The sequence below is a fragment of the Arthrobacter sp. C152 genome (genome assembly GCF_054890965.1).
On the sequence record NZ_JBTZSU010000001.1, the window covers coordinates 121,751 to 140,225 of the forward strand.

Consider the following 18,475-nt stretch of genomic DNA (forward strand, 5'->3'; position numbering starts at 1 on the left):
GCCTAGCGGTTCCCGGGGCCTGCCACCGCGGCGGCGCGGGCGGCCGGCCCGTCCTGGGGCACGGGCAGGCGGGACAGGATGTTCCGCAGTACGCTGTGCGGTGTTTCGCCCGCACCTGCCGCTTTCCGGTCAAGGATGATCCGGTGCGCCAGGACCGCCTCGGCGACGTCCCGAACGTCGTCGGGCAGGACAAAGTCGCGGCCGTCCAGGGCCGCCGTGGCCTTGGCGGCTCGCAGCAGCTGCAGCATCGAGCGCGGGCTCGCGCCGAGCCGCAGCAGTGGGCTTTCCCTGGTGGCCCTGCCCAGCGACACCGTGTATTCCTTGACCGGCTGCGAGACGAAGACCTGCTGCACCGTGGCGATCATGGACGCGACATCCGCTGCGGAAACCACGGCTGCCACCGAGGCCAGCGGTGAGGCCGACTGGTGCGTCTCCAGCATCTCGATTTCGGCGTCCTTATCCGGGTAGCCCATCGAGATCCGCGCCATGAACCGGTCACGCTGGGCCTCCGGCAACGGATACGTGCCCTCCATTTCGATGGGGTTCTGGGTGGCCACCACCATGAACGGTTCGTCCAGCCGGTACGAGGTGCCGTCCACCGTGACCTGGTGCTCCTCCATGCATTCAAGCAGCGCGGACTGCGTCTTGGCGGAGGCGCGGTTGATCTCGTCGCCGATGACGATGTTGGCAAAGACGGCGCCGGGGCGGAATTCGAACAGCCTGGAGGCCTGGTTGTAGATGGAGACTCCGGTCACGTCGGACGGCAGCAGGTCAGGCGTGAACTGGATGCGGTTGACCGTGCAGTCGATGGTCCGGGCGAGGGTCTTCGCGAGCAGGGTCTTGCCCACGCCGGGCACATCCTCCAGCAGCAGGTGGCCTTGGGCGAGCAGGACGGTAAGCGCCAGCCGGGCGGCATCGGATTTGCCGTCGATCACCGTGTTGACGGTGGACAGGATGCGCTGGCTGGCAGCGTGGAACGACTCCACATCCATGGGCTCGGGCCGGTGCGGACTCAGGTGGCTCACGGACTCTCCGACGCCGGCCAGGTTCAGGTTCGGAGCGCTCACGTTGTCGGCAGTGCGTCGGTGGGGTTCCATCGGCAACCTTTCAGCCCGGGTTTCACCTGGACGGGACAGCAAGCCTGCCTGCGCCCGTCGGTGGGCGTTCGCATGTGTTCGTACCAGACTACTAAGACAACTGCCGCGGCTGACAGAATGTTCCGGTGAATTAGGGGCGCCGGGCGGCGGCTAGGCTGGATGGATGTGCAATCCGCTGACTCCTGCCGCCTACCGGGGGCCCGCCGCCGATGAAACCTCCGGGCAGGAAGAACGCCCCCGGAAGGAATTTCCCCCCGCACCGGAACCCTTGCCGGTGCCCGTTATGGACAACCACACCCACCTGGACTTCCCCGAGGGGAAGGCTCCCGTGGGCATCAAGGCTGCCCTCGATGCGGCCGCGGCCGTAGGCGTCCAGGGCGCCGTCCAGGTGGGCTGCGACCTGGAGTCCTCGCGTTTCACGGTGGAAGCAGTGGACCGGGACCCGCGGCTGCTCGGTGCGGTGGCACTGCACCCGAACGACGCCCCCCGCTACGCCGCCCGCGGTGAACTGGAGGCGGCGCTCGAAGAGATTGAGCGGCTTGCCGCCCATCCACGCATCCGTGCCATCGGCGAAACCGGGCTCGACTACTACCGCACCAAGGGCGAAGGCCTGGCCCACCAGGACTACTCGTTCCGCCGGCACATCGACATCGCCAAGCGCCTGGACCTTACCCTCCAGATCCACGACCGGGACGCCCACAGCGATGTGGTCCGCGTGCTTCGGGAAGAGGGCGCGCCGGATCGGGTGGTTTTCCATTGCTTCTCGGGCGACGAGGAACTGGCCAGGACCTGCAACAAGGAGGGGTGGTGGATGTCGTTCGCCGGCACCCTGACCTTCAAGAACGCGGAGAACCTGCGCGCCGCGCTCGCGGTGGCGGACCCCCGGCTCCTCCTGGTGGAGACGGACGCCCCGTTCCTGACTCCGCACCCGCACCGCGGCCGGCCCAACGCCAGCTACATGGTTCCCTACACGGTGCGTGCCATGGCCGATGTGACAGATTCCGACCTCGGCGGGCTGTGCACCCAGATCAGCGAAAATACCCTGCAGGCATACGGTTCCTGGGCCTGACGATGGTCCCGTTCGTGTAACGCCCGGCAATACCTGGTATGCAAAAATGTTGGCCGCTTTATAACGCTACGGTTACAGTGGACAACTATTAGCCGGGGTCGGGGAAGGCCATCGGGTAATTTCACTTTGATCCACAGCCGCCTCGGCCAGTATGCACGCGGGCGCGGCCGGGGAAGAGTGTGGCGGCGCACCGGTGCCCGGACTGTCCCTGCTTGGCGATGGTACCGGGCATTTTATTGCGCAGTTCCCCGTGCCCGGATGGACCTAGAGTTACGGGCAATCGTGATCAAGTTCTTCACATCGGACGGCAAGTTCAGCTTTATCAAGGTGGGCGCCCAGCTGCTGGTGCTTTGCGGCCTTGTGGCCGGCCTCGTAGCCTTCGTCGGCAATAACAAAACCATCACGCTCAACGTCGACGGCAAGGTCTCCTCGGTGCAGTCGTTCGGCGGAACGGTGGGCCAGGTGGTCAAGAGCGCCAACCTGGAACTGACGCCCAGCGACAGGGTCTCGCCCGCGCTGGACCAAACCGTCCACAACGGAACGGTAATCAACATCAACCAGGCCAAAGAGGTCAAGGTCAGCCTGGACGGGGCTGAGAAGACGGTCAACACCACCGCCCAGGATGTTGAAGACCTGGTGACCGAACTCGGCGTCGCCAGTGCCTCCTCCGTTTCCGCTCCGAAGGACGCCCAGCTGTCGCTGGAAGGCTCCTACGTGGCCATCTCCACCCCCAAGTCCGTCAGCATCGTGGCCGACGGCAAGGCGAACACCGCCACCACGACGGCAGCCACCGTCGGCAAGGTCCTCGAAGAAGCCGGCATCAGCCTCGCCGCGAACGACCGCACCTCCCAGCCGGCCAACGCCAACGTGGTGAACGACATGGTCATCAAGGTTTCCCGTGTCGACACCAGCCAGACTGCCGTCACCACCGAGGACGTGCCTTTCCAGACCGTGACCGCCGAAAGCGCGGACATGCTCAAGGGCGAGAAGGAAGTGACCCAGGCCGGTGCGGCAGGCAAGATCCAGCGCACCTTCAAGCTGGTCATGGTGGACGGACGTGAAGCCTCCCGCTCCCTGGTCTCCGAGAACGTCGCCGTCCAGCCCGTCACCGAAAAGGTCACAGTGGGCACCAAAGCCAAGCCGGTGGCGGAAGCCGCCGCGGCGGGAGCGAACACCGGTGCCGCGGCGCCGGCCATGATGAACGAGGCCATGTGGGACAAGATCGCCCAGTGCGAGTCCGGCGGCAACTGGAGCATCAACACCGGCAACGGCTACTACGGTGGCCTGCAGTTCGACATCCGCACCTGGATCGGATCCGGCGGCGGCGCCTACGCCCCGAACGCCAGCCTGGCAACCAAGGCGCAGCAGATCGACATCGCCAACCGGGTCTACGCCCAGCGCGGCCTGCAGCCCTGGGGCTGCGGCTGGGCAGCAAGCAGCTGATCCGTTCGCAACAGAACACCAACGGCAGTGGCCGGGCCCGGGATTTCCGGCCCGGCCACAGCCGTTATCCGGGCAGGCAGCAGTGCGGCGCGGGATAGGATACCTAGGTGACTGAACCGATCCCCGCCGCGCCCGCACCGCTGTTCGGTGCATCCGACATTCGCCGGCTGGCAGAGGAAATCGGGATCAGGCCCACCAAGACGCTGGGCCAAAACTTCGTCATCGACGGCAACACCATCCGCAGGATCGTTGCCGCCGCCGGCGTGCAGCCGGACGAAACCGTCCTCGAAGTCGGCCCGGGCCTGGGGTCCCTGACCCTGGGCCTGCTCGACGCCGCAGCCGCCGTCGTCGCCGTCGAAATCGATCCCGTCCTCGCTGCAAAGCTTCCGGAAACCGTGAAGGAGTGGCGCCCCTCCGCCGCCGGGTCCTTCCACCTGGTGCACGCGGACGCCATGAAGGTCACGGAACTGCCCGTGGAGCCCACCGCGCTGGTGGCCAACCTGCCCTACAACGTAGCGGTGCCCGTGGTGCTGCACCTCCTGCAGCACTTCCCCAGCCTCAAGCATGGCCTGGTCATGGTGCAGGATGAGGTGGCGGACCGGCTGGCCGCGGGCCCGGGTTCGAAGACCTACGGCGTCCCGTCCGTGAAAGCCGCCTGGTACAGCCACATGCGCAAGGCCGGCGTCATTGGAATGAACGTCTTCTGGCCGGCGCCAAAAATCCACTCCGGGCTGGTCGCGTTCACCCGCCGGGAGCCGCCGGCAACGAAAGCCACCCGCGAACAGGTCTTCGCGGTGATCGACGCCGCCTTTGCCCAGCGCCGCAAGACGCTCCGCGCCGCCCTTGCCGGCTGGGCCGGCGGGGCCCCGCAGGCCGAGCGCTGCCTCGTGGCAGCAGGCGTCGATCCGACGGCGCGCGGCGAGGTCATCGACATCGCGGCGTTCGCAAGGATCGCCGAAGCCCGGGAAACAATCTCGTGAGCGTCCTGCCAGGGCGCTTCGCCGCCAGGACCGTCCGGGTCAAAGCCCCCGGCAAGGTCAACGTCTCGCTCTCCGTGGGCCCGCTCCGGCCGGACGGCTACCACTCGGTGGCCAGCGTCTACCTGGCCGTGTCCCTCTACGAAGAGGTCGCAGCCACCAGCACCGCCACTCCCGGAATCACCGTCAGCCTCAGCCCATCCAGCACGCTGGACCTTGACGCCGTCGACATCCCCCTGGACAGCAGCAACCTGGCCTACAAAGCCGCCGCCATCATGGCCGACGTCTCCGAGCATGCCACTGGCGTGCACCTGGAGATCACCAAACGTGTTCCGGTGGCCGGCGGCATGGGCGGCGGCTCCGCGGATGCCGCAGCCACCCTGCTGGCCTGCGACGCGCTCTGGAGCAGCGGACTCTCCCGGGAGGAACTGGCGCACCTGGCCGCGGAACTGGGTGCGGACGTGCCCTTCTCGCTCCTGGGTGGCACGGCCGTGGGCCTGGGGCTGGGCGACAAACTGTCCCCGGCGCTGGCGAAGGCGCAGACGCACTGGGTGCTGGTCGTCGCCGACTACGGCCTGTCCACCCCGGAGGTGTACCGCACGCTGGACAGGCTCCGCGACGCCGAAGGCGTCAGCGCCGGCGAACCCTCCGACGTCGATCCCCAGATCCTCACGGCGCTGCGCAGCGGCGACGCCGAAGCCCTGAGCCGCGTCCTGGTCAACGATCTCCAGCGGGCCTCCATCGACCTCGCACCGGCGCTGCGCGATACGCTGGGAATCGGGGAGTCCCACGGCGCCGTCGCCGGGATCGTTTCCGGCTCCGGGCCCACGGTCGCCCTGCTGGCGGACGACTCCGCGGCTGCCGAAGCACTTGCCGACGACCTGCGCCGCTTTGGCTTGACGGCCCTGCCCGTCCACGGTCCCGTCCCCGGCGCACGCATCATTTCCGACACCCTCCTTTAGTTCTTCCAGCCCGGCAGCAGAAAGCAGTTCCCTTTGGCACACCTTCTTGGCGGCGAAAACCTCACCGTCGCCTATGCAACCCGCACCGTCCTGGACGGCGTCACCCTGGGGCTCGAGGAGGGCGACCGGATCGGCATGGTGGGCCGCAACGGCGACGGCAAATCCACCCTCATGCGGCTGCTGGCCCTGCGCTCCACGCCGGACTCCGGCCGCGTCACCAAGCGCGGGGACGTCAACGTGGGGTACCTGGACCAAAGCGACGTGCTCGACGGCGACCTGACGGTGGGCGCGGCGATCGTCGGCGACCAGGCGGACTACGAGTGGGCCCGCAACCCCCGTATCCGGGAAATCATGGGCGGCCTGGTGTCCGACGTCGACTGGCACGCCAACGTCCATGCGCTCTCCGGCGGCCAAAAGCGCCGCGTGGCGCTGGCCAAGCTGCTGATCGAGGACCACGACGTCATCATGCTCGACGAGCCAACCAACCACCTCGACGTCGAGGGCGTGGCCTGGCTGGCGCGGCACCTGAAGACGCGCTGGCGTGCCAACCAGGGCGCCTTCCTGGTGGTCACCCACGACCGCTGGTTCCTTGACGAAGTCTGCACCAAGACCTGGGAAGTGCACGACGGGATCGTGGACCCCTTCGAAGGCGGATACGCCGCCTACGTGCTGGCCCGTGCCGAGCGCGACCGGATGGCGTCCGTGGTGGAAAGCAAGCGCCAGCAACTGGTCAAGAAGGAACTGGCCTGGCTGCGCCGCGGCGCCCCGGCCCGGACCTCCAAGCCGAAATTCCGGATTGAAGCGGCCAATGCCCTGATCGCCGACGTCCCGGCTCCCCGCGACTCCATGGCCCTGAACAAAATGGCAACCGCCCGGCTGGGCAAGGACGTCCTGGACCTGGAGCACGTGTCGCTGAACTTCGAGGGCGACGCCGGAAAGAAGCTTTTCGACAACATCACCCTGCGCCTCGCACCCGGCGAGCGGCTGGGCCTGGTGGGCGTCAACGGTGCGGGCAAGACCACGCTGCTGAAACTCCTGAACGGCGAGATTGCGCCGGACGCCGGGAAGCTCAAGCGGGGTAAGACCGTGGTCACCGCGGTGCTCACCCAGGAGGTCAAGGAGCTCGACGACGTCGCGGACCTGCGGGTCATCGAGGTCATCGAGCGGGAAAAGCGTTCCTTCAACGTCGGCGGCAGGGAATTCACGGCAGGCCAGCTGGTGGAGCAGCTCGGCTTCACCAACCAAAAGCAGTGGACGCCGGTGAAGGACCTCTCCGGTGGTGAGCGGCGCCGCCTGCAGCTGCTGCGGCTGCTCGTGGGGGAGCCGAACGTGCTGATGCTCGACGAGCCCACAAACGACCTCGATACCGACACCCTCGCCGCCGTGGAGGACGTCCTGGACGGCTGGCCCGGCACCCTGGTCGTGGTCAGCCACGACCGGTACCTGCTCGAACGCGTCACGGACCACCAGATGGCCCTGCTGGGCGACGGCAAGCTCCGCGGCCTTCCCGGCGGCGTGGACCAGTACCTGGAGCTGCGGGAGGCCGCCCTGGCCGGTTCCACCGTCACTGGCGGCGGCAACCCCGTCACCAGCGCCGGCCAGGCCGCGGCAGCTTCGGCGTCCGGTCCCTCCGAAGCCGAGAAGCGCGAGGCCCGCAAGGCCCTGAACAGGATCGAGCGGCAGCTCAAGAAGCTGGACCAAGAGGAAAAGAAGCTTCACGACCTGATGCTGAAGACCACCGAGGCCGGCGACTTCGACAAGCTCGCCGACCAGAACAAACAGCTCAAGGACCTCACGGACGAAAAGGACGCCCTGGAAATGGAGTGGCTGGAGTCCTCAGAGCTCCTGGGCGACTGACAAAGGCGACGGCGGCGCACGGGAGTGGGGCGGCTGTCCGGCAGCGTGCGTCAAAGCGACGAAGTGGGCCCACAGCGGCAAGGGTTCCCTTGCTGAGCTTGCGAGGCCAGGGCGCCGCTGGGGAGCAGCACGCAGAGGACAGGTGCCCCGCGCCCGAAGGTGACCACGACTAAGGCTCGGACTGCAGCTCCGGTTCCTTCTTCAGGCCGGTCAGGCCGTTCCAGGCGAGGTTGACCAGGTGCGCGGCCACGGTGTGCTTGTCGGGCTGGCGGCTGTCCTGCCACCACTGGCCGGTCATGGCCACCATGCCGACGAGCATCTGGGCGTACATGGCGCCGTCCTGCCCGCTGAAGCCGCGCCGGGAGAACTCGTCCGAGAGGATGTGCTCCACCCGGGCAGTCACATGGGACAGGAGCGTTGAGAACGCGCCTTCAGGCTGGGACGGGGGAGCGTCGCGCATCAGGATCCGGAAGCCCTCGGTGCGCTCTTCGATGTAGGTCAGCAGGGCCAGCGCCGCGCGTTCCACCAGGACGCGGGGTTTTGCCTCCTCCGTCAGGGCGGTGTTGACCGCGTCCAGCAGGATGTGGAATTCGAAGTCCACCACCTCGGTGTAGAGGCCTTCCTTGGAGCCGAAGTGTTCGTAGATAACCGGCTTGGACACGCCCGCGCAGGCGGCGATTTCCTCGATGGTGGTTCCGTCCAGGCCGCGGACGGCAAAGAGGCCGCGGCCGACGTCGATCAGCTGGCTTCGCCGCTGCAGGCCAGTCATCCGCGTCCGCGGAAGGTTGTTGCTCACATTTCCATCATGCACCACCTGCCGGGGCCCGGATTCCGGCGCGGCCGGCACGGGGCGGACGCCCCTTGGTCGCGCGCTGCCCTGAACCCGTGGCAAAATAGGGACTTGTGCCCGGGCCTTGCGCCCACGGCACGGTCCGCTCTGGTGTAACGGCAGCACCCCGGCCTTTGGAGCCGTGGAGTATAGGTTCGAATCCTATGGGCGGAACTGCTGTGCGAGGAGCGTTCAGTAGGATGGCACCCGGTGCGGGGCCGGCGAGCCGGCTGTACACCGCGCAGCGCCAGCACAACCAAGCAAGGAGAGCCCGTACGTGATCCCCGAGAATGCCGGCCCGGCCGCTGTAATCGTTCTGGCAGCAGGCGCCGGTACCCGGATGAAGTCGCGTACGCCAAAGATCCTCCACGAAATCGGCGGCCTGTCCATGGTGGGGCATGCCCTCCGGGCAGCGCGCAGCATCAACCCGCAGCAGCTGGCCATCGTGGTGCGCCACGAACGCGACCTCGTGGCCGGACACGTTTCCGCGCTGGACCCCAAGGCGGTCATCGTGGACCAGGACGACATTCCCGGCACCGGCCGCGCCGTTGAGGCAGGCCTCGAGGCGCTGGACGCCGAGGGCCACCTGGCCGGCACCGTGGTGGTCACCTACGGGGACGTCCCCCTGCTCTCCGGCGAACTGCTCGCCGAACTCGTCGCCACCCATGAGCGTGACGCCAACGCGGTCACGGTCCTCACCGCCGTCCTGGACGACGCCACCGGCTACGGCCGCATCCTCCGCGGGGAGGATGGCACGGTCACCGGGATCCGCGAGCACAAGGACGCCTCCGAGGCCGAACGGCTGATCCGCGAAGTCAACTCCGGAATCTACGCCTTCGACGCCGGCCTGCTCAGGGACGCATTGGCCAAGGTGACCACCGACAACGCCCAGGGCGAGAAGTACCTGACCGACGTGCTGGAACTGGCACGCGAGGCAGGCGGCCGGGTGGCCGCCGTCGTCACCGCGGACCGCTGGCAGGTGGAAGGCGCCAACGACCGCGTCCAGCTGTCCGCCCTCGGCGCCGAGCTGAACCGCCGCACCGTCGAAGCCTGGATGCGCGCGGGCGTCACGGTGGTGGACCCGGCCACCACCTGGATCGACTCCACCGTAACGCTCGACGAGGACGTCCGCCTGCTGCCCAACACCCAGCTGCACGGCGCCACCACTGTGGCGAGGGACGCCGTCGTCGGACCCGACACCACGCTGACGGACGTCACCGTGGGTGAAGGCGCCACCGTGGTCCGCACGCACGGTTCCGGCTCCATCATCGGCCCGCGCGCCGCCGTCGGGCCCTTCACCTACCTGCGCCCCGGCACGGTCCTGGGTGAAAAGGGCAAGATCGGTGCCTTTTACGAAACGAAGAACGTCACTATCGGGCGCGGCTCCAAGCTGTCCCACCTCGGCTACGCAGGCGACGCCGAAATCGGCGAAGACACCAACATCGGCTGTGGAAACATCACGGCCAATTACGACGGCGAGAAGAAGCACCGCACGGTCATCGGCTCGGGCGTCCGGACAGGCTCCAACACCGTCTTTGTTGCCCCGGTCACCGTGGGGGACGGCGCCTACAGCGGCGCCGGCGCGGTGATACGCAAGGACGTGCCCGCGGGAGCCCTGGTGGTGAACGTTGCGCCGCAGCGCAACGCCGAAGGGTGGGTCGCCGCGAACCGTCCGGGCACCCGCTCCGCTGAACTGGCCCAGGCGGCCACCCAACACTCCTCAAGTACCCCGGCATCTACAGAAGAGGGCAAGTAAGAACATGAGCGAAATTACGGCGCACGGCGAAAAGAAGCTGGTGCTCGCCACCGGGCGGGCACACCCGGAGCTGGCGCGGGAAATCGCCAAGGAGCTCGGCACCGACCTCCTTCCCGTGGACGCCTACGACTTCGCCAACGGTGAGATCTACGTCCGTGCCGGGGAAAGCGTCCGCGGCACGGATGCCTTCGTGATCCAGGCTCACCCCGCCCCGCTGAACAACCACCTCATGGAACAGCTGATCATGATCGATTCGCTGAAGCGGGCCTCCGCCAAGCGCATCACCGTGGTCTCGCCGTTCTACCCCTACGCACGGCAGGACAAGAAGGGCCGCGGCCGCGAGCCCATCTCCGCCCGCCTGGTGGCCGATCTCTACAAGACCGCCGGCGCGGACCGCATCATGAGCGTTGACCTGCACACCTCGCAGATCCAGGGTTTCTTCGACGGCCCCGTTGACCACCTGATGGCCATCCCGCTGCTGGCCGACTACATCCGCACCCGCGTCGAGGCGGACAACATCACGGTTGTCTCGCCGGACACCGGCCGCGTCCGCGTGGCCGAGCAGTGGGCAGAGCGGCTCGGCGGCGCTCCGCTGGCGTTCGTGCACAAGAGCCGCGACCTGACCGTGCCCAACCAGGCAGTCTCGAAGACCGTCGTGGGCCAGATCGAGGGCCGCACCTGCGTGCTGATCGACGACATGATCGACACCGGCGGAACCATTTCCGGCGCCGTGACGGTGCTGAAGAATGCAGGGGCCAAGGACGTCATCATCGCCGCGACCCACGCAGTCTTCTCCGACCCCGCTGCCCGCCGCCTCTCCGAGTCCGGCGCCCGCGAAGTGGTGGTCACCAATACGCTTCCGCTCACCGCGTCCCAGCAGTTCCCGCAGCTGACCGTGCTGTCCATCGCCCCGCTGATCGCCCGCGCAGTCCGTGAAGTGTTCGACGACGGCTCGGTCACCAGCCTCTTCGACGGCAAGGCCTAGCCTGCGGTGGTTGAGCCTGTCGAAACCCGCCCCCGGGCTTTCGACAGGCTCAATTGCCGACATTCCCCGATTACGGTAAACGGGCCCGCGCTGGTAGGCTTGTCCACGAAACCTTGGCGAGGGAGAGCATAGCCTCCGTTATCGACTGGGTCTGCTTGTCCTTCACCTGAGGGACTGCCTTCTTGAAGGGCCGCGAGCCGGCCCGGCGTTGAAGGTCACACCAGACCTCCGCCCTTGCTGAACCCCTTCAGTCTTCAAGGAGATATCCATGTCTGAGCAGAAGCTCGCAGCAGAACTGCGCACCGAATTCGGCAAGGGCTACGCCCGCCGTGCCCGCGCCAACAACCAGATCCCCGCCGTCATCTACGGCCACGGCGCTGAGCCCATCCACGTCACCCTGCCGGCCAAGGCCACCACCCTGGCCGTCCGCACCGCCAACGCCCTGCTGTCCCTGGACATCAACGGCGAAGGCCACCTGGCCCTGGTGAAGGACGTCCAGCGCGATCCCGTAAAGCAGATCATCGAGCACATCGACCTCCTGACCGTCCGCCAGGGCGAAAAGGTCACGGTTGACGTTCCCGTCCACGTTGCAGGCGAGTCCGCCCCCGGCACCGTCCACAACCTGGAACTGGCCGTCGTGTCCCTCGAAGCCGAGGCCACCCACCTGCCCACCGCCATCGAGGTCAGCATCGAAGGCCGCGGCGCCGGCGAGCACGTCCACGGCTCCGACCTGGTCCTGCCCAAGGGCACCGTCCTGCTGACCGACGCCGAGGCCCTCGTGGTGAACATCTCCGAGGCAGTCGAGATCGCCGAGGAAGAGGAAACCGAAGCAGCAGCACCCGAGGCTGCCGCAGAGGAAGCACCGGAAGCAGCCGAAGAAGCCGCTGCCGAGTAATCACTCCGCATGCCATGCCAGTGGCCGGATCCCCCGGGGTCCGGCCACTGCCATGTCTGCCCCCGGCAGTGCCCCGTCCGCCCACCATAGGATTGATCCATGACTGATACCTGGCTGATCGTCGGCCTCGGCAACCCCGGCGCGCAGTACCAAGGGAACCGGCACAATGTCGGCCAGATGGTCCTTGACGAACTCGCCGGCCGCGTAGGGGCGGCTTTCAAGACCCACAAGGCACGCGCCCAGGTGGTTGAGGGGCGCCTGGGAATCGGCGGCCCGCGGGTCGTCCTGGCGAAGCCGATGACCTACATGAACGTCTCCGGCGGCCCCGTCGCCGTACTGGCGAACTTCTTCGGCATCGCGCCGGACCATGTGGTGGCGGTGCACGACGAGATCGACATCCCGTTCAATACCGTGAAGCTCAAGATCGGCGGGGGAGAAGGCGGCCACAACGGCCTGCGCGACATCTCCAAGGCGCTGGGCACCAAGGACTACGCGCGGGTCCGTGTGGGTGTCGGCAGGCCTCCCGGCAGGATGGACACCGCCGACTACGTCCTGCGCGACTTCGGTACCGCCGAGCTCAAGGATCTCCCGTTCCTGCTCGACGAGGCTGCCGACGCCGTGGAGTCCCTGCTCCGGGAAGGCCTCACGGCGGCCCAACAGAAGTTCCACCCGGCAAAATCCGCCGGTCTGCAATAAAAACTTAAAGGGCCTTTGGCCTGTCTCCTTGTCGGCCCGGCAGGGTACTCTACTTCCTATGCGGGGGAGCAATGGGGCTACATCCCGCTACTGCAGGATGTAGGGGACAAGTTCATGTCAATCGAGCCACTCAGCTGGGGACGTGGGTCAATACCTCCCGATGACGGGCTGCCCACGAAACCCTCCGCGGCAACGGAGGGACAGTGGTCTGCGCCCGCCCGCAGCGTCAACCTCGAGGCCGTGCGCACGGCGCTGACCAGCGAAAACTCGTTGGGCGTGGTGATTACCGGCGGACGCGGGGTGGGCAAATCCTCCCTGGCCCGGGCCGCCGTCGCCGATCTGGGGCCCGATGTCTGGTCGCTGCAGCTGCGCACCGGCCCCTCCGGCTCCGCCACCCCGTACGGGTGCCTGTCCTTCCTGCTGGCCCGGTTGCCGCAGGCCTACATGGGCTCGCCCACCGCCATCCTCCGCGGCATCACCTCGCTCATCCGCAGCGACGCCGCGGGCAGGCCCTGCGTCATCACCCTTGACACCTCCGGAACCATCGATGAGATGAGCGCCGGGGTGCTGCTGAACGTCATGCTCACCCGGACGGCCCGGATCATTGCCGTCGCGCCAAACTCCAGTGACCTGCCGGCCGACTTCCACTGGCTGCTGACGGAGCGCAGGCTTGCCGAGGTCCGGCTCAGCAACCTCAACGAACTTCAGACCAGGCAGGTCCTGCTGTCCCTGCTGGGGCACCGCGTGTCATCCTCGCTGGTGGCAACCTTCCACCAGATGGTGGGCGGCAACCCGCTGCTGCTCAAGGCCCTGGTGACGGAGCAGCAGCTGTCCGGCAACCTGGTGCTGTCTGACTCGGTCTGGACCCTCCGCGACAAGGTGGTCCTCGACGGCGCCGCCAGCCTCGACGACATCGTCAGGTCCCGCTGGTCCCGGGAAACCCCGAAGACCCGCGAAGTCATCGAGATGCTCTCCTGCGCCCGGCGGGTGGAACTGTCCCGGCTAACGGCCATCTACGGTGCCGACGTCGTGGCGGACATGGAAGACGGCGGGCTGCTGGAAATCGACGGCACCGACCACCGGTGGGTATCCCTGCGGGAAAAGTACATCGGGGACGTCGTCAGGACCTGGCTCAGCATCTCACGCCGGCGGGAGCTGCGCGCCGTCCTGCTGGCCGGCCATGAACCCGATCCCGCAGACATGACGGTGGAGGAACTCATGTCCGCCGCCGCCTGGACGCACGAGTGCGAGGCTGCGCTGAGCCCGGCGCTTGCGCTTGCGGCCGCGGAAGCCGCGGTGCAGCTCTTCGATCCCCGGTTCGCCCTGACCTACGCGGACATGCTGCAAAGGACAGACCCCCTGTGGGCGCCCGCGCAACGGCAGAAAGCCGCGGCATACCTGCAACTGGACATGCCGGTCCAGGCCCTTGCTGCCCTTGACGACATCTCGCAGCCGGAGCTGGAGGCCCTGGACCTCGAGGAGTACGCCGAGGTGGCCGCTGCCAAAGCCCGCGTCATGCTTCGGCTGCCGGGGCAGGCGGCCAGGGTCCCGGACCTCCTGGCCGCGGCGCGGCAGCGGCTCGACAAAGTGGGCAACCATGCAGCGTGGCCGGCACCGGTGGCCGTGGCTACCAACCGGATCGCCCTGAGCGGATTTGAGTACCAGGCGCACGTCGGGGACTTCGCCGCGATGGTTCCTGACCTGGAACGGGCAGCGGACCCCGGACGTACCCCGGACACCGCCTTCCGGTTCCGGTCCGCGATCATCCTGATGGGCGCTTTGGCCATGACCGGCCGCGAGATGGACGCGTTGGGCCTGATGAGGCAGTTGGGCGGCCAGATCAGCGACGCCTCCCACGTGGTGGGGCTTCGCGAAAGGTACATGAAGGAGGCCTACTTCGTCCTGCTGGTGGCCGGGCAATGGCGGCGCTGCATCGACCTCCTCGGCAGCGTCGGCCACGGGCAGGCCAACGGCCTGCCGTACCGCAGCGCCGCCACCGAACTGGCGGCCGGAATGGCGTACGTCTTCTCCGGGCGCGGCGAAGCGGGGCTGGAACCCCTGATTTCAGCCGCCGCGCAGCTGGAGCTCCAGCCCGTGGAGACCGCTCTCCGCAGCGCATATGCCGCTATCGCGCTGGCTTACGCGCAGACTGGCAACACCGCGCAGTCCCGCAAGTACCTCGGCAAACTGCAGAGGACGCCCGGAAAGGCAGGATTCGCTGCGGAAAGCCTCATCGAGTTCTGTGCTCTCGTGGCCGGCCGCTGGCTGGGGGATTCGGAGGCCGTCACTACGCTCAAGCAGGCGGCACGCCGGAACATGGGCGCCGGACGGTGGACCATCGCCGGCATCAACCTGCTCGCAGCCACCGTGAACGGCAGCGACGCCGACTTCCGCCTGCTGGAGGAGATCGCCGGGCACAGGCAAGGCCCGCTGGCGGAGATCTCCCGGCTGACGGCCGTCGGGAGCAGGACAAAGGACGCCAAAGCGCTGCTGGCCGGCGCTGAGCTTGCCGCAACCCTTGAGCTGGACGCCGTCGAGGCCCGGTGCATGGCACTCGCGGTGGACTTCGCCCGCCAGGACGGGGACGCCATTTCGGCCAGGACCGCGCAGGCACGCCTCGACATCCTCGCCGCCACCGTGGCGAACCTGCCGATCGTGCCCAGCAGCGGCAGCCCGCTGCTGACCAGCCGCGAGCGGCAGATCGCCCGCATGGCCGGCCGGGGTGCCTCCAACCGCGACATCGCCCTGGAAATGGGTGTGTCAGTCCGGACCGTGGAAGGCCACCTGTACCAGGTCTTCACCAAGCTCGGCGTAACTTCCAGGGGTGATCTGACTGGACTCGTCTAATGGACACCGGCCCGCAGCAGCCCACCGGCTCCTCACCGGCCGCCGCGAACCGGTGGAACGGATCTGCAGCATCATCCGGAACGGAACCAGCCAGGCCGTGTTCGTCATGGCCGGCCCCGGCGTGGGCAAGTCGTCCGTCACGGACGCCGTGACGGAGCGGCTCGCGGCTGACCTGAACGTCCTGCGGGTTCATGCAAGTTCCGCCCTGTCCGGGGTGCCCTTCGGGGTCCTGACCCCCTACACCGGGGACCTGACCGCCGAAGAGTCGGTTTCGCCGGTAGCCGTCCTGCGGTCCATGTGGTCCTACTTTGAAAAGCTCAGGGCCGGCAACCAGGCGCCGGTGCTGCTGGCGGTCGATGACGCACACCACCTGGACGAAGCCTCCGCCGGAGTCCTGGCCGACCTCATTTCGGCAGGCTGGGCCACCGTGCTGGCCGCCGCCAGTCCACGCCCGGGCCTGCCGCAGCCCCTGGACCAACTCTGGTACGACGGACTCGCTGAGCGCGTGGACCTGCGGCCGCTGAACCGGGAGCAAATCGTAGAGGTCCTGGACCACATCCTCGACGGCACCATACCTGCGGCGACGATCGACGCCGTCTGGAACGCATCCGGCGGCAACCCGCGCATCCTCGACGCCCTGCTCCACGACGCCGCCGAGGCCGGAATCCTGGCCAAACGCAACGGAATCTGGATTCTCCTGGGCGCGTTGCCGGCCAACGGCCCCCGGCTCGGGAGCGTTGTGGCCAAAGACCACCTGCGCCGCAGCCCCGAGGAACAGGAAGCCCTGAAGCTCATCGCGCTGGCCGGCCCTGTAGGACGCAAAGTCATTGAGGACATCAGCGGGGCGGCCATGGTCAGGTCCCTGCTGGACCAGCAGATGGTGGTGGAGATGCCAGGCGTTCCGGCGGCGCTCAGCATCTGGAACGCCCTCTTCGGCAGTGCCATCCGGCACACGGTTTCGGTCTCCCGCAGCCTCCAGCTGTTCGAGAAGGTCAAAGCCCACCAGGATCCCGGCCTGCTCCGGGGGGAAGGCCTGCTGCGGTCGGTCGAGTGGGCGCTCGAATGCGGCCTGCGCCCGGGTGACGACGAGCTGCTGGCGGCGGCCAAGGAAGCCCTGCTGAGGTTCCGCAACCACAGCGCCCGCTCCATCGCGGCCAGGATCCATGAGCCCTCGCTGCTTTCCCTCGCCCGGGCGATCCAGGCCCGCGCCCTGTACAACGAGGGCGCCTATGCCGAGGCCGCCGCCCTCCTTGACGACTCCTGGCTTCAGTTGGCAGACGACCCCCAGGGGCCGGCTGTGCTGCTGCTCCGGGTCTCGGCCTGCCAGGCGGTGGGCCAGCCCCTCGCGGTGATCGCGGAGGACATCGCCAGGTCCGCCGCGGGCCCCAGCGGGGCCGCGGGCTGGCAGGAGGAACTGCTGTGCCTCCTGCGGCTTGGCGCCGAGGTGAACTTTGAAGCGCTCACCGGACGGGTCGCCGCCCTCCGGCAGTCAGCGGCCGACGACAACAGCGCAGATCCCCTGCGCGCCCTGGCGGAAGGGCTGCTGGCCCACGCGCTGGCCGCGGCCGGCCGCGCGGGCCAGGGACTGGATGCTGCGCTCGTGGCGGCCTCGGAACTGCCGCCGCTGGCGGGCAGCCTCTTCTTCTTCCCCGAGTTCGTGCTGGGCCGGCTGGTCAGCGACTATCTGGCCATGGGCGAATGGGAGTCGGCCGAGCGGGAACTGGACAGCTACGCTGCTGGGCACCCGGCCGGTGCCGCCACGTTCAACGGGAGCCTGCAGATCCTGCGTGGCTACTCCCTGCTGCGGCAGGGGAGGATGGAGCGCGCCTACCAGGTGCTGCTGCCCGCGGTGGAGGCCCTCAGGCTCAACGATCCACTGCAGCTGAACAGGTTCGGCACAGCGTTGGGCTTCTACGTGGCCGCGCGGCTCGGCGACGCTGAACAGGCCCAGCGCCTGGAACAGGACTACAAGGATGCCGTTGCCGGCGGCCCGGCCCACGAACTCCTCGCCGAGGCCTATGCTGCCGCAGCGGCCGAGTACCTGTCGCGGGACGGCAAGGGCCTGGCCTCGCTGCAGACCCTGATGACCACTCCGGAGGCGACGGCCAGGGCAGGAAACCTCCTCGAAATCCTGGCCATCTGCTGGGACCTGGGCGACCCCTCCGTGATCCCCATCATCCAAACAGCAGCCCGCGGCGTGGAGGGACGCTGGGCGGAGGCCTTGCTGACCCTGTCCAGGGCATGGGAGGACGCTGACGGGGATGCACTGATGGCAACGGCTGCCTCGCTGGAGGAGGCAGGCTTTACCAACCTCGCCCGCGAGGCCTACGCCCGTGCCAGCACCGTGCTGGAGCAGTCCGGAGAACGCCGCCGGGCGCGGCAGGCCGTGGCCCAGCGCGAGCGGTGCGACCATGAACTCGGTGAGCGGTTCCGCGAGGGCCGCTTCATCGCCGCGGCCCCCGCGGTCCACCTCACGCGCCGCGAACAGGACATCGTGGAGCTGGCCGTGCAGGGCCTGACGGACCGCGAAATCGCGCAGCGGCTCATGGTTTCGGTCCGCACCGTCGAGGGCCACCTCTACCGCACCTACGTCAAGCTCGGGGTGCGCAGCCGCGACGAACTCGAGTCTGCCCTGCCCCGGTAGGCCCCACCTGATCCCGGCCTCCCCGCACGCGTGGCAGGAGGGTGGAACCGCCGCGCCGCCATTCAGGAGGGCAGGCCAAGCAGGCACCGGTTGTTGCGTAGCAGTGTCCGTGCACCCGGTAGTACGCCGTCCCGGATTCGAGTACACCCTACTCGTGTACCCCGCGGGCCCGCAGGCTTTACTTAAGGAGGCAAAGCAAGGCGGCAGCCGCCGCGGAGCAGCCGACAGAACAGCAAGGCCCTATCAACTTCCGGCCCCCTGGGGCCGGGCAAAGACGGGGCCGGCGACGTCAGAGTCTTCTGAGACCGAGACTCTCCCCCCAGCCGTCGCCGGCCCCTTTGCTCCCTCGGCTGAAGCCCGGGGCGGGAGTGGCGGCCGCCCCCGCGGGCGGCCGCCACAGCCATGCTGTGGGACAATT

At 68.1% G+C, this 18,475-nt stretch carries 13 protein-coding genes and 1 tRNA gene; 12 read left to right on the top strand and 2 right to left on the bottom strand.

What is annotated here, in order from left to right:
• Positions 1-2 precede the first annotated feature (2 nt).
• Positions 3-1,097 (bottom strand): AAA family ATPase, encoded by a 1,095-nt coding sequence (locus ACYSM9_RS00555; protein WP_461855032.1) that lies wholly within the window; start codon positions 1,095-1,097, stop codon positions 3-5.
• Positions 1,098-1,260: 163 nt separating this feature from the next.
• Between ACYSM9_RS00555 and ACYSM9_RS00560 the strand changes: the two genes are divergently transcribed.
• The 5 genes from ACYSM9_RS00560 (at position 1,261) to ACYSM9_RS00580 (ending at position 7,405) form a co-directional block, all read left to right on the top strand.
• Positions 1,261-2,166: a TatD family hydrolase gene (locus tag ACYSM9_RS00560; protein ID WP_461855033.1), complete on the top strand. Its 906-nt coding sequence runs from the start codon at positions 1,261-1,263 to the stop codon at positions 2,164-2,166.
• 282 nt (positions 2,167-2,448) lie between these two features.
• Complete coding sequence (locus ACYSM9_RS00565) at positions 2,449-3,609, top strand: transglycosylase family protein (RefSeq protein ID WP_461855034.1); 1,161 nt, start codon at positions 2,449-2,451, stop codon at positions 3,607-3,609.
• Between the two features lie 107 nt (positions 3,610-3,716).
• The gene (gene rsmA / locus ACYSM9_RS00570; protein ID WP_461855035.1) at positions 3,717-4,589 is read left to right on the top strand and encodes a 16S rRNA (adenine(1518)-N(6)/adenine(1519)-N(6))-dimethyltransferase RsmA; all 873 of its coding nucleotides are present in this window, start codon (positions 3,717-3,719) and stop codon (positions 4,587-4,589) included.
• A gap of 5 nt (positions 4,590-4,594) precedes the next feature.
• On the top strand, positions 4,595-5,548 hold the full coding sequence (locus ACYSM9_RS00575) for a 4-(cytidine 5'-diphospho)-2-C-methyl-D-erythritol kinase (protein WP_461855199.1): 954 nt from the start codon (positions 4,595-4,597) through the stop codon (positions 5,546-5,548).
• Between the two features lie 33 nt (positions 5,549-5,581).
• Positions 5,582-7,405, top strand: coding sequence for an ABC-F family ATP-binding cassette domain-containing protein (locus ACYSM9_RS00580; RefSeq protein WP_461855036.1), 1,824 nt, complete (start codon positions 5,582-5,584; stop codon positions 7,403-7,405).
• A 169-nt stretch (positions 7,406-7,574) separates the two neighbouring features.
• Here ACYSM9_RS00580 and ACYSM9_RS00585 read toward each other — a convergent pair whose 3' ends face one another.
• Positions 7,575-8,201, bottom strand: a complete 627-nt coding sequence (locus ACYSM9_RS00585; protein WP_461855037.1) for a TetR/AcrR family transcriptional regulator — start codon at positions 8,199-8,201, stop codon at positions 7,575-7,577.
• A gap of 135 nt (positions 8,202-8,336) precedes the next feature.
• Between ACYSM9_RS00585 and ACYSM9_RS00590 the strand changes: the two genes are divergently transcribed.
• The 7 genes from ACYSM9_RS00590 to ACYSM9_RS00620 all read left to right on the top strand — a co-directional run bounded on the left by ACYSM9_RS00590 (position 8,337) and on the right by ACYSM9_RS00620 (position 18,057).
• Positions 8,337-8,408 (top strand) — tRNA-Gln (locus ACYSM9_RS00590).
• Positions 8,409-8,511: 103 nt separating this feature from the next.
• Entirely contained in the window at positions 8,512-9,990 is a 1,479-nt protein-coding gene (gene glmU, locus ACYSM9_RS00595; RefSeq protein WP_461855038.1) for a bifunctional UDP-N-acetylglucosamine diphosphorylase/glucosamine-1-phosphate N-acetyltransferase GlmU, read from the top strand.
• A 4-nt stretch (positions 9,991-9,994) separates the two neighbouring features.
• Entirely contained in the window at positions 9,995-10,975 is a 981-nt protein-coding gene (locus ACYSM9_RS00600) for a ribose-phosphate diphosphokinase (RefSeq protein WP_461855039.1), read from the top strand.
• A gap of 268 nt (positions 10,976-11,243) precedes the next feature.
• Positions 11,244-11,870, top strand: coding sequence for a 50S ribosomal protein L25/general stress protein Ctc (locus tag ACYSM9_RS00605; RefSeq protein WP_461855040.1), 627 nt, complete (start codon positions 11,244-11,246; stop codon positions 11,868-11,870).
• Between the two features lie 99 nt (positions 11,871-11,969).
• Positions 11,970-12,566: an aminoacyl-tRNA hydrolase gene (gene pth / locus ACYSM9_RS00610; RefSeq protein ID WP_461855041.1), complete on the top strand. Its 597-nt coding sequence runs from the start codon at positions 11,970-11,972 to the stop codon at positions 12,564-12,566.
• A 114-nt stretch (positions 12,567-12,680) separates the two neighbouring features.
• Positions 12,681-15,413 carry a helix-turn-helix transcriptional regulator gene (locus ACYSM9_RS00615; RefSeq protein WP_461855042.1) on the top strand — a complete coding sequence of 911 codons (2,733 nt, stop codon included), beginning with the start codon at positions 12,681-12,683 and terminating at the stop codon, positions 15,411-15,413.
• Positions 15,400-18,057 carry a LuxR C-terminal-related transcriptional regulator gene (locus ACYSM9_RS00620; protein WP_461855200.1) on the top strand — a complete coding sequence of 886 codons (2,658 nt, stop codon included), beginning with the start codon at positions 15,400-15,402 and terminating at the stop codon, positions 18,055-18,057. Before ACYSM9_RS00615 ends, ACYSM9_RS00620 begins: the two co-directional genes overlap by 14 nt.
• Positions 18,058-18,475: the final 418 nt, after the last annotated feature.